Source organism: Falsiruegeria mediterranea M17 (assembly GCF_900302455.1).
GTDB lineage: Bacteria > Pseudomonadota > Alphaproteobacteria > Rhodobacterales > Rhodobacteraceae > Falsiruegeria > Falsiruegeria mediterranea.
Genome location: NZ_ONZG01000028.1, coordinates 1 through 11,672, shown reverse-complemented (window position 1 = coordinate 11,672; position 11,672 = coordinate 1). Strand labels below are relative to the sequence as shown.

The window sequence follows — 11,672 nt, the reverse complement described above, 5'->3', positions numbered from 1 at the left end:
GAGAACTCGTAAAACAGTGCCGCCTGCGCTTCCTGCTTGGGTCCCATCATCGCCAATCCTCCCAATCAATAAGAGAATTGAATCAGCAGATCATGCCTCGATCAAGTATCAGTTTTTCAACAAAATCAGCTCCTTGCAGGCCTTCGCTGCTTGCTAAACGAATGACCGCTTTGGGCTGGCAGCAGCCACCCAGGCATGACGTAGCGAACGACTGTTTCGAGCCCACTTTGACCAATGCTGCGCTAAGCACGAATGACGGCTTTGATCAGGGGCAGAAAACCAGTCGCTTTATCGCTTGGGCCTATGTGAACAAAATAGCAATGTGCTTTGTTTGCCAACGGAGCTCGGACATACCCTTGATCAATCCGATCCAAGAATAGCTGCCAAGTCATCCTGAGGCTCTTGGCGTGCTTCCATATCAAGGCCACTTTGGATGTGGTTGAGATGAGATATCAGCAACTGTTCGGCCAGTTCCGGGCTATGAGACACGATCGCCTTCAGGATGTTGCTGTGCTCATCATCTGGGCAGCTGGCGTTCTCTGACGATCCGAAAAGGCCGACAATAAGTGATGTCCGTGTGACCAACTCGCGCATCATTCGGAAAATGAACTTGTTCCCCGTCGCCTGAGCGAGTTTTGTATGGAATTCGCCGGAAAGGCGAATAATCTCGGTGCGTTCGTTCTGCGCGCGAGCCGCGTTCTCAAGGGCGATGTGATCGATGAGAACCGTCAAATCAATTTCATCAGAGCTTTGGGCCAATTGACGGACGAGAGGCGGCTCAATCAACATGCGGGCCGCGAATACGTCGTGCGCCTCGGACTTATCGGGGCAGGCAACATAGGCACCGCGATTTGACTGTAGCTCTATGATGCCCTGACTTGAGAGCAGAAGAAGTGCGCGCCGAACCCGCATCCGACCGACGCCGAAGGTCTCACAGAGCCGCGCCTCGCTCAGTTTGGTATTCGGGGCGAGGCGTTGCTCCATCACCGCCTTGTAAATGCGTTCAACAATAAAGCTCTCGTCTGATCCCGAATGCGGACCTGAATTGGTTATGCTGCTTTGCTGAGGGTTGGAGGACACTAGAATACTTTCAAGACTGCTGGATATTTGATTTGGACTCACCGCGCACGCTTAAACTCTAATCATTGTAAGGCCAAGCATTCGAATTTGTCGACCAAAATGCAAAATATGTTGACAAAGATTGTTAACAATCGTCATCTGGCCGTGCGGCATGCATGGGGATCCCATCAAACTGCCGACCAAGAATGACGCAAAACGCGCCGAAATTGAATCAACGGGAGTTAAGACATGCAACGAAGATCACTTATGAAGGCGGCCTTGACCGCTGCAACGCTGACGGCGTTCGGGGCAACTGCTGCCTTCGCAGAGAACCCAGTATTGAAAATCGGTTTTGTTGGCGTGACCAGCGGACCAGCTGCGGCTTGGGGCATTTCCAACCAGCGCTCAATGGAGGCGCGTGCGGCCTGGATCAATGAAACCGGTGGCTACACCATCGGTGACACCACCTATGACATTGAGATCGTCTCATTCGACGACCAGAAAGACCCCAAGCGGGCGATTGCGGGCATGGAGAAGATGGCACAAGAAGGCATCCACTATGTCGTGGGTCCAAACGTCGATGATGGTGCTGCCGCAGTACGTCCTGTCGCTGAATCCAACGGGATTATGTACTTCCCATACGCGTTCCCAAAAGAGCTTTATCAGGCACCAGCCTCTAACGCCGTTCTGGGCATGGTCGCGAACTACCAGTCTGGCCCTGCTATCTACAAATACCTGATGGAAAACGAAGGCGTGAAGACCGTAGCGTTCATCGCCGCTAACGAATCTGACCCCTTGAGTCAGCGCGATGGTGGCGTTGAGGCCGCCGAAGCGCTTGGTCTGGAAGTTGTCTCTGCCAGCGTAACTTATCAGGTCGATACAACTGACTTTACGCCGGTTTTGACACCTGTGATGCGTGCACAGCCAGATCTGTTGGTGCTGTCTGGTGTGTCGCCTGCCAATGCACCGCAGCTGATCCGGTCAGCGCGCGAACTGGGCTTCCAAGGCTTGATCTCGACGGAAACCGCGCAGGATGCAGGTGTTCTGGCAGAAGGTGCCGGTGATCTGGCCAACGGGTTTATCTCGGTTGGTGGTGCATCGACACCGGAGCTTGCCTCGCCAATGATGAACGAGTTCGTTCAGCGTTACACAGATATGTTCGGCGAGTATAATGACGAGTCCAACACCAAGGTCTATGCTTTGGAATACATCTTGGAAACGCTGAAAGCTGATCCTTCTGCGATCACTGATGTTGATGCGTTTCAAGCGACTATGGACACATTTGAAGCACCAAACCCCTATATGAACGGCGATGCAAAGCTGCGTTATGTAGGCATGTCATCCTTTGGCCAGCGTCGACAGGTTGCGGTTCCCCTGGTTGTGAACGTGTATCAGGACGGTGCGTTTGAAACGCTGTTCGTTGCTGAAGTCGACTAAGTACGTCCCTTTCTGCTTTTGACTTCTTCCTAAGCAGAACCTCCCCGGGCCACCTGTGGCCCGGGGCTTTTCCAAGAAAGAAAAGCTCCATGGAACAGATATTGGCCAATGGCGTCTATCTGGGGTCACAATACGCGATGATCGCGCTTGGACTGACCCTGATCTTTGCCCTGATGAACGTCCTGAATTTTGCCCACGGGCAGATGTATGTGATTGGTGGTTTCGTCACCTATACCATTTACGGTCAGTGGGGCGTACCCTTCGTTTTGGCCCTTGTGATGTCTTGCGTCACGCTTGCCATTCTTGGAGCCCTTATAGAGAAATTTCTCTTCGCGCCGGTGATCAAAGGATCGGCACGCGAAGAAAGCACGATGCTGCTGGCTGCTGGTATCGCCTTCTTCCTCGACGCGGTGATCTTGCTGGTCTTTGGTGAAAAGCAGCGCGGTGTCCCAAAGATTGTGGATGGGGTATTCAACTGGGATTTCCGGATCATTATGCCTTATGACCGCATCCTGATCTGTATGCTGGCGATCCTGTCGATCGTCGCTTTCATTGGCCTTATGCAATACACGAAAACGGGCCGCGCCCTACGCGCCTTGGCCCAGGATCGCACAGCGGCCCAGTTGATGGGCGTGAATGTGGACCGCTATTCAATGATCGGATTTGCGCTTGGCGCGATGCTTGCCGGTTTGGTGGGTGGCTTGTTGGTCACCATCACAGGTGTGAACCTTGGCATGGGCGGGCCCACTTCGATCAAAGCCTTCATGATGGTCATGATCGGCGGTGCGGGTGTGATTTCCGGCGCGATTTGGGGCGGGATCATTCTTGGATTCATGGAAGCGATCGGCCTCGCGCTGCTCTATCAATACGGTGATATCACCTATCTGCTGATCTTCGTGTCTTTGATGATTTTCCTCGCAATCAGACCGCAAGGCCTGATGGGCAAGCCGTGGGGTTGATGTGATGCTTGGATTTTCCTCAAAACAGCTGATCGGCGTCGGGGTTTTCTTGTTCGTAATCTTTATCGGTGTCCCGCTCGTCATTGGCGCAACAGGGCGCTGGGACTTCTTCTTCACCCTTACATCCGTGGCACTTTTGGCAATCGCAAGCGCCGGGGTCTGGCTGACATTCTACATTGGTCGGATCAACATTGGCCAAGGCGCGTTTGCGCTGATCGGCGCTTACGTCTCGGCCATTTTGGTGGTGAAGGCGGGATGGTCCTTTTGGATATCGTTGCCTGCCGCCGGTCTTTTTGCCGCAGTGGTTGCGGTCCTGATCGGCTTGCCAATCCTGCGTCTGCGCGGCGTCTACTTCGCGATGATCACGCTTGTGCTTACCCAAGTGGTGACACTGACGGCATTGGCCTTGCCCATCACAAACGGGGCAAAAGGCATATCCAACATCCCCTTGCCGTCCGGATTGTCGATTTTTGGCATCCCCCTCATCCCGGATTTCGGTTCGATGGAAAACACAAAACTGGCATTCTACCTGACAGCCTGCGTCCTGATGGTCGTGACATATGCAGCCCTCTACCGGTTGGTAAATTCGCGTCTTGGGCACTTGTGCCGTTCAATGCAGCAGAACGAAGAACTCGCCAGTTCCATTGGTGTGAACATCGCCTACATCCGTATCGTGATCTTCGCGATTTCCAGCTTTTTTGGTGGCATTGGTGGGGCGATGTTCGGCTCAATCGCGCAGTCGGTTTATCCCTCCACTTTTGTCGTCGCGGATTCCGTCAACTTTATGCTGAACTGCTTTCTGGGCGGTCTTGGATATGTGTTTGGCCCTATGCTCGGCACGCTGGTTCTCTACTTCGGTTGGGACCTTCTGTTCGAGATCGGCAAGTATCAGATGCTGGTCTATTCAATGATCCTGATCGCTGTGATCCGCTTCCTACCAAATGGATTACTGAGTGTGCGATTTGGGAAAGGGGACAAAAAATGAGTCCGCTTATCCAAGTCAAAAACGTCACCAAAAAATATGGTGGCCTCACGGCGAACAATGACATCAGTTTTGATGTGTCCGAGAATGAGATATTGTCGGTGATCGGTCCGAACGGGGCGGGGAAATCCACGCTGTTCAAGATGATCTCATCTTTTACGCCGACGACCTCTGGCGAGGTGATCTATCGCGGAGAGCGTATTTCGAACCTCAAGCCTCACATCGTCGCGCGCAAGGGCGTTGTTCGCACCTTTCAGGAAACCACAATATTCAAGAGCATGACGGTGCGCGAAAGCGTCGTGGTAGCGCAACACTTGCGCGCCAAAGCCTCGCTCGCAGGATATTTCTGGGGGTCAAAGACGGCGCAAGAAGATGTGTCCGCTTTCGGGAAATATGCCGACGAGTTGCTGGAGTTTCTGGGAATGTCCGAGATCAGCAATGAACAAGCAAGCAATCTGCCTCAGGGCAGCCTGCGTGCGCTGGGTATTGCGATTGGCCTCGCGACAGACCCCAAAGTGTTGCTTCTGGATGAGCCTTTCGCAGGTATGAACCATGATGAGACGATGAACATGGTTAATCTCGTACGCTCTGTCCGTGACGAACGTGGCGTGACAGTAATGCTCGTGGAACACGACATGCCCGCCGTCATGAATATCTCAGATCGGATCGTTGTGTTGAACTTTGGTGAAAAGATCGCCGAGGGTACGCCTTCTGAAATCCAAAACAATGAAAAAGTCATCGAGGCCTATCTTGGCAGTGTCGACGATGAGATTGGGATGTAAGCCATGACAGCCATGTTGGATTTCAAAGACGTCGAACTGTATTATGATCATGTCTATGCACTGAAGGGTGTCTCTCTCAGCGTGAACCAAGGTGAAACTGTTGCTCTGATCGGGGCAAATGGTGCAGGCAAGTCATCTATCTTGCGTGCTATCACCGGATTGACCAGGCCAAAAAGCGGTTCTGTGACATTCGACGGCGAGCGCGTGGACGGTACCGACCCGTCGGCTATCGTCAAACGCGGGATCGCCATGGTGCCGGAGGGGCGACGCGTGTTCCCATTCATGTCGGTCAAAGACAATCTGATGATGGGGGCCTTCACCCGCAGCGACAAAGCCGGCATCCAGAACACTCTGGACAGCATTCTGACGCGCTTTCCTCGCCTGAAAGAGCGTTACAGTCAGGCCGCTGGAACTCTGTCAGGTGGTGAACAACAGATGATGGTCATCGGACGCGCGCTGATGGCCAAACCCAAGCTGTTGCTGCTGGACGAGCCCAGTCTCGGCATCGCCCCAAAACTGGTACAGGACATTGCCCGCTCTATCGTTGCGATCAATCGCGACGAAGGTGTCTCGGTGCTGCTGGTCGAGCAAAACTCACGCATGGCGCTGAGTATTTCACACCGTGCCTATGCCATGGCGACCGGGAACGTAGTCATCGAAGGCAACTCCAAGGAGCTACTTCACGATGACCGGATCAAGGCTGCCTACCTTGGCGGCGAGGTGTGATTTGACATGAAAATTCTGGTGATAAACCCGAACACAACCAGTTCCATGACTGACAAGATAGCGATTGCCGCGAGGGCTGTTGCCCGCCCAGACACAGAAATTGTAGCCACAAATTCGCAAGATGGACCTGCCAGTATTCAGGGCTTTTTGGACGTAGCCACTTGCATCCCCGGCCTGCTGGCTGAGGTTGCGCGTCACCCAGATGTTGATGCCATTGTCGTCGCCTGTTTCGATGACACTGGCGTCGACGCGGTACGAACGCTGGTCAAGGTGCCTGTCTTGGGCATCGGTGAAGCCGCTTATCACGCCGCTAGTATGATCGCCAACAAGTTCAGCGTCATAACAACGCTCTCACGCTCGGTGCCAGGTCTGGAAAACAACCTAATGCGCTATGGGCTTGCCCAAAAATGCGCGCGGGTTCGCGCAACTGACATTCCCGTCTTAAAACTGGAAGAGGGCGATCCGGCAACATTGTTCAAAATCAGATCGGAAATCCGCGAGTCAATCGAACACGACAATTCAGAAGCAATCGTTCTGGGGTGTGCCGGGATGGCGGATCTTATGGCGCAGCTCAGTGAGGAATTCGGACTTCCGATTATCGATGGTGTTGCAGCAGGTGTTACCTTTGCTGAGGCGCTCGTGAACAATCGGTTGGGTACTTCAAAAATTGGAGCGTACTCGGCCGATTGATTGAGCGCGTGGCAACATCCCTCTGCACCCAGATGCTAATAGACTTGGAAAATGATTGGTCCTGAGTGCGCCATAGCTGCCCTTGGCGCAGCCGCAGCGAATTTACCCTTTGTCCTGCTCAGCAGCCGTTCCTGTGAACCGCAGAGAAGGTCTACTTTCCGCCCTTTGTGCTCGATGTACCGCGTCATGCTGCAACCAGCACGAATGCCGTAGAAGGGCTGCCTGCAGCCATCCAGGCATGGCGCGGCGAACGACTGTTTCGAGCCCGACACGGCCGTTGCTATTTCTCGCTCCGCGCTTTCGCAACATGGAGTTCGCTGCACTTGCCCATTGCTCGGCGCTGCACTGCGGCGGCAAAGCCTGCCATTCGCTCGTCGCCTGCCGAAGACCAAGACGGCAGGGATCAAGTCGCCAGGCGAATTCAGCGTTTGAAGTCAGACCTCCCAGAACCGCTTTTGGCTCTCTTCAGGCACAGGGGAGACGCCGCTGGTGATGGCAGTTGTTCGCTGCAGCGCAGCTGTACAAAGGTGTGGCCATGATAAGCTGATTTGCTTGGCTGGGAGATCCGGCACTTGCTACTTTGAGCAAAGCGCTGCGATTAGAATAGGGCGACCCGTTTGAGACCGCCTTCCTTGATCTCGTCAAGCCAATTGAAGTTGGTTGGCACAAAGTAAGGCGAACAGCAACAGCGCAGCAGACACCGCACAAGCCGCTGTGCGAACCGAATTCCAGAAGGTCCAGCGGGGTAGATATGTGCCTTCCCAGTAGGCCCGTGTTGCGTCGATCTGGGCATCCATCTCGGCTAAGGCTTCATTCATCGGCACGTTGAAGAAAATGGTCACGCCGAAACACCCGACAAAGTAGATGACCCCAGCGAGCAACATCAGCGTGCCAGGCTGACCGCCCAGAACCCAACCACCGTAACCAGCTATGAAAAGGGAGACCGGCGCGAGGCCGAGAAAGAGCGTCATAAAGATCCAGCGGAACACCTCTCGGTTGATGGATTGCATGGCTTCGACACCGCCGGCACCGCCGGTGAGGGCGAGCGACCGCATCACAAAGTCAGAAAACGCAAGAAAGACGCCGCCGACGAGGGCATATGCGAGGATGGTGAAATGGATCAGGAAAAAAAACGTGGTGGACATGTCATTTGCTCCATTTTTCTGCAGGAGGCAGGTGATCTGCGTCACCCACCTCCCGGTGTGTGTGGGTTAGGCGGCGCTTGGCCAAGCGCTTGCTCTCATGGCGGTTTGGGCGAATTCCGCGAAGTCGCGCGGTTTGCGCCCTAGGGCCCGTTCGACCCCATCCGCCGTATGGGCGTTGCGCCCATCCAGCGTTTCGCGGGCGATCGCTGTGAACACGTCGGCCACGAATGTGTCGCCCGAGGCTGCGACATTGGCGTGGAAGTCCTCAAACGTGACGAGCAGATGCTGGATGGGGCGCCCCAATGTTGCGGTCAGGACATCGGCCATCTCTGCGAAGGTCATGAGGCGTGGGCCGGTGACTTCGTACCGTTCGCCCAAGTGTCCGTCTTCGGTCAACGCGGCAACAACCACGTCTGCGATATCGTCGATGTCGATGATCGGCTCTGCGATATCGCCGCCGGGCATGGGAAGAACACCGCCCAGAATTCGGTCGCGCAGGTAGCCTTCTGAAAAGTTCTGCGCAAACCAGGCGGACCGCACGATGGTAAAGCCAAGGCCGGAGTTGCGGATCACGTCTTCACCCATGCTTGCGAAGTGTTCCCCCCGGCCGGACAAGAGCACGGCGTGCTGTAGGCCGCTGTCGAGGGCGACCTGCGCAAAAGCCTCCAGCTTTTCGATAGCGCCGGGGAAGGCCAGATCAGGGAAATAGGTGACATAGGCCTTGGAGACACCGGTCAGGATTGGGGCCCAGGTGCTTTGATCTTCCCAATCAAATGGGGTTTCAGACTGCCGTGCGCCGCGCCGGACTGCAACACCTTTGGCTTCGAGTTTTGTTGCGACGCGCGATCCGGTTTTGCCAGTGGCACCGATGACGAGGATAGGTTCGCTGAACATAGTTTTCTCCTATGGTGAACCGTGGGCCCACCCTGATTTCTTGATTGCTAAAGTGCTGGTGTGGTGGCTGCGGCCTTCAAAGAAACGGGGCCGCCGCCCATCCCATCGCGATCAAACAGAACAGCGATGTGAAGTAGATGAGGTGGAATTGGATCTGCTTGCCCCGGTGCGGATACCTGCTACGGGACGCATAGGGAGAGCGATACATGGCTACGCACTCTCACGGACTTGGCCGACCAAGATCGACCAATCCATGCCCAAAGCACCATAGACTTCGCCTGCCTGATTGCTGGCGTTGTCTGCGAGGATTTCGATCATCAGGCTTGCGCCATCGGCCACCACCACGCCCGCCTGGGTCAGGCGCACAAGGGCGGTTTCGCGTTTGGTCATGTTGAAAGTGCCACTGGCATCAACGGCGACGTAAGCCTCGAACCCTTCGCGTACGGCGCGCATCGCGGGAAAGGCGGCACAGACTTCGAGGGAAAGGCCCGCAAAGATTAGCTTGCTGCGTTTGGTCGCGCGAATGGCCTCTTCCACACGCGGATCATCCCATGCGTTGACCGTTGTCCGGTCGATAAAGGTCTGATCGGGCAAGGCCTCTTGCAATTCGGGAATGGCAGGACCCCAAAGCGTCTGGGACGAGGTGGTGGTTGTTACAATCGGCAAGCCAAGCGCCTTTGCGGCTTTGGCAAGGCCTACGATGTTGTGTTTGAGGTCTGCGATGGAATAGTCGCGTATCCCAGTCATCAGCCCGACCTGATTGTCGACAAACACGACGGCGGCGTTATCACGGGTGAGCGGTTCGGGGTTGTATGCTTCGGTCATGAGTTTCCCTTTCTGGATAGGTCTTCAGTGGAGTAGATTTCAGTCAATGGATCCGAGGCGACCGGTACGATAGGCCGCCTCGACTGCGTCAAGCTCTTCTGCAGTGCCCATGACGTAGGGGCCGCGTTGGACAAAGGCTTGGCGAAGGGGTTGGCCCCGGAACAGGACGACATGGGCGCCCTCTTCCGAAGAAAATGAGATGTTGGTGGCATCAGCGAAGGCGATAGCCTTGCCGGGCAGCAGGTCGGCGGAGCCTGTGTTCCAGGTCACGCGGGACGCGCCTTTGATGGCGAGGATCCAGGCGTGGTGGTCCTTTTGGCCGTTGTGTGTGAACTGGCCACCGGCCTTTATGTCGATATCAAGCAGCGTCAGCGGGTTATCCGGTGCAATCGCCCCGCGAGCGCCGCCCGCTTCTCCAAGGACCAGCCGCGCCGTGGCCCGATCGCCCGCAAGCTTTGGGATGTCCGCTGCTGCTACGTGAAAGGCGGATGGTTCGTCATGCCTGTGCGCTGCCGCCAGATTGACGAAGACCTGAAGCGCATGGGTTTTGGCGCCGGGGCGGGTCTCTTCGTTGTGAAGCGCCCCGCGCGCTGCCTTGAACCAATACAGATCACCGGGCGCCAGATCCAGATCATTGCCAAGCGAATCGCGGTTGTGAAACGCGCCTTCACTGTCCTCGAACATGACCGTCACGGCAGACAGCCCGGCATGGGCATGTGTTCCGAAGGTGGGCTGCGTCATGGTGAAGTGATCGACCATGATCAGGGGGTCCATCAGGCCCCGGAACTCTGCATGCTGGTAGCTTTGTGCTTCAAAACCGTCACCGATTGAAAGCGGGCGGCCGCAGCTTTGGGCATGTGTTTCGCAGGGGGCGCCTGCGAGCTTGTCGATATGTTGCGTGGTCATGTCAGTCTCTCGCTTTTGTTGCATTGAGAATATTGGCGAGACGATGGATCGAAAATCGGGTAAAATCAGAACATATCGTTCCATTGGTGGAACGAAGAGGGCTTGCGATGGACCTAAATGATGCGTTCTACTTTGTTCAGGTCGTTGAAAATGGGGGCTTTTCTGCAGCCGCGCGATCCCTGAACATTCCCAAGTCGCGGCTCAGCCGCCGTGTCAGGCAGCTTGAAGACGACCTTGGCGTACGCCTGCTGCAGCGCACATCGCGGGTTGTGACCACCACTGAGATCGGCAGGGAATACTACCGTCACGCTCAAGAGGCCCTCGCTCGTTTCGAGATGGCGGAAACCGCAGTGCGGCGTAAAACCAATACGATTGCGGGAAATGTGACTGTGTCTTGCTCTGTGGGGATGGCGCAGTTCGGCCTCGATCAGATCCTTCCGCAGTTCCTGCAAGACAATCCTGGGGTCACCGTCGTGCAACGGACGTCAAACCAGATGGAAGACCTGATCAAGGATGGGATCGACGTGGCGATCCGGGGGCATATGGACACATTGCCAGACTCAAGTTTGATCCAGGTCAGGCTTGCCCGGGTCGAATGGCACCTGTTCGGGTCACAAGACTATCTCGACGCGTTGGGAGCGGTGCATGACCCCGCAGCGTTGGCGAACCACCCCGCCATGGTTCTTGGCCGCCCCCGAGACACGCATCAGTGGCTGCTGACGGACGAAACAGGGCAAACGGCTTCGGTGCCGTGTACAGTGCGGCTCGCGAGTGACGATATGTCGACGCTCAAGAATGCAGCAGCGACGTCATTGGGACTTGTCGCTTTGCCATCTTATGTCTGCAGACCAGAGGTCGAGGCGGGAACCCTGGTGCGCGTCTTGCCGGACTGGACCGCAGGCACCCCGCAGATCAGCCTCCTCATGCCGTCAAAGCGAGGAATGCTACCGGCGGTGGAGACGTTTCTGGACTTCCTTAAACAAGACCTGCCCGCCGCGCTGTCAAACATTGTCGCTAACCCCGAATGACCGAAACTATGATTTGCGCCGCGCAGCAGCAATAGATGTGCCGCAGAAACAAAGTGATGCTGCGTCAGCGAAGCGAAGAAAACCAAGGTCAGCATTGTCCGCAATGCTGACGTGGTCTTCCCCCACTGAAGTGGTCCTCCGCTATGTTTAGGAAAACGGAGGAAACACATGGCCAACAAGCGACCAAAGCCTGAGGAGATTGTCACGAAGTTGCGGCAGGTTGAGGTTCTGACGGGGCA

The 11,672-nt window shown here is 55.6% G+C and carries 13 protein-coding genes; 8 read left to right on the top strand and 5 right to left on the bottom strand.

The annotated features are described in order from the left end of the window. Positions 1 to 380, top strand: a 380-nt coding sequence (locus tag TRM7615_RS25830; protein ID WP_207775281.1) for a hypothetical protein, incomplete at its 5' end; no start/stop codon positions are given. Here the strand turns inward: TRM7615_RS25830 and TRM7615_RS25055 are convergent. Next, positions 361 to 1,080 carry a GntR family transcriptional regulator gene (locus TRM7615_RS25055; RefSeq protein ID WP_235824218.1) on the bottom strand — a complete coding sequence of 240 codons (720 nt, stop codon included), beginning with the start codon at positions 1,078 to 1,080 and terminating at the stop codon, positions 361 to 363. The genes TRM7615_RS25830 and TRM7615_RS25055 overlap by 20 nt on opposite strands. A 228-nt stretch (positions 1,081 to 1,308) precedes the next feature. On the opposite strand from TRM7615_RS25055, the gene TRM7615_RS25050 reads away from it, so the two are divergent. The 6 genes from TRM7615_RS25050 (at position 1,309) to TRM7615_RS25025 (ending at position 6,635) form a co-directional block, all read left to right on the top strand. Then, the gene (locus TRM7615_RS25050; RefSeq protein ID WP_108792709.1) at positions 1,309 to 2,496 is read left to right on the top strand and encodes an ABC transporter substrate-binding protein; all 1,188 of its coding nucleotides are present in this window, start codon (positions 1,309 to 1,311) and stop codon (positions 2,494 to 2,496) included. 89 nt (positions 2,497 to 2,585) lie between these two features. Further along, a complete protein-coding gene (locus TRM7615_RS25045; RefSeq protein ID WP_108792708.1) occupies positions 2,586 to 3,455 on the top strand; it encodes a branched-chain amino acid ABC transporter permease in 870 nt (289 codons plus the stop codon). Positions 3,456 to 3,459: 4 nt separating this feature from the next. Next, positions 3,460 to 4,440, top strand: coding sequence for a branched-chain amino acid ABC transporter permease (locus TRM7615_RS25040; protein WP_108792707.1), 981 nt, complete (start codon positions 3,460 to 3,462; stop codon positions 4,438 to 4,440). Continuing rightward, positions 4,437 to 5,219 (top strand): ABC transporter ATP-binding protein, encoded by a 783-nt coding sequence (locus TRM7615_RS25035; RefSeq protein ID WP_108792706.1) that lies wholly within the window; start codon positions 4,437 to 4,439, stop codon positions 5,217 to 5,219. The genes TRM7615_RS25040 and TRM7615_RS25035 overlap by 4 nt, the downstream gene beginning before the upstream one ends. Positions 5,220 to 5,222: 3 nt before the next feature. Next, positions 5,223 to 5,945, top strand: coding sequence for an ABC transporter ATP-binding protein (locus TRM7615_RS25030; protein WP_108792705.1), 723 nt, complete (start codon positions 5,223 to 5,225; stop codon positions 5,943 to 5,945). A 6-nt stretch (positions 5,946 to 5,951) separates the two neighbouring features. Beyond that, the gene (locus TRM7615_RS25025) at positions 5,952 to 6,635 is read left to right on the top strand and encodes an aspartate/glutamate racemase family protein (protein ID WP_108792704.1); all 684 of its coding nucleotides are present in this window, start codon (positions 5,952 to 5,954) and stop codon (positions 6,633 to 6,635) included. 641 nt (positions 6,636 to 7,276) lie between these two features. Here the strand turns inward: TRM7615_RS25025 and TRM7615_RS25020 are convergent. From TRM7615_RS25020 to TRM7615_RS25005, 4 genes are all read right to left on the bottom strand, one after another. Continuing rightward, positions 7,277 to 7,780: an anthrone oxygenase family protein gene (locus TRM7615_RS25020; protein WP_108792703.1), complete on the bottom strand. Its 504-nt coding sequence runs from the start codon at positions 7,778 to 7,780 to the stop codon at positions 7,277 to 7,279. Positions 7,781 to 7,846: 66 nt separating this feature from the next. Beyond that, positions 7,847 to 8,674, bottom strand: a complete 828-nt coding sequence (locus TRM7615_RS25015) for a Rossmann-fold NAD(P)-binding domain-containing protein (protein ID WP_108792702.1) — start codon at positions 8,672 to 8,674, stop codon at positions 7,847 to 7,849. Between the two features lie 210 nt (positions 8,675 to 8,884). Then, the gene (locus tag TRM7615_RS25010; RefSeq protein ID WP_108792701.1) at positions 8,885 to 9,499 is read right to left on the bottom strand and encodes an isochorismatase family protein; all 615 of its coding nucleotides are present in this window, start codon (positions 9,497 to 9,499) and stop codon (positions 8,885 to 8,887) included. 39 nt (positions 9,500 to 9,538) lie between these two features. Further along, the gene (locus TRM7615_RS25005; RefSeq protein ID WP_108792700.1) at positions 9,539 to 10,405 is read right to left on the bottom strand and encodes a pirin family protein; all 867 of its coding nucleotides are present in this window, start codon (positions 10,403 to 10,405) and stop codon (positions 9,539 to 9,541) included. Positions 10,406 to 10,512: 107 nt separating this feature from the next. Here TRM7615_RS25005 and TRM7615_RS25000 point away from each other — a divergent pair, with 107 nt between their 5' ends. Continuing rightward, positions 10,513 to 11,433: a LysR substrate-binding domain-containing protein gene (locus TRM7615_RS25000; protein WP_108792699.1), complete on the top strand. Its 921-nt coding sequence runs from the start codon at positions 10,513 to 10,515 to the stop codon at positions 11,431 to 11,433. The last annotated feature ends 239 nt before the right edge of the window (positions 11,434 to 11,672 follow it).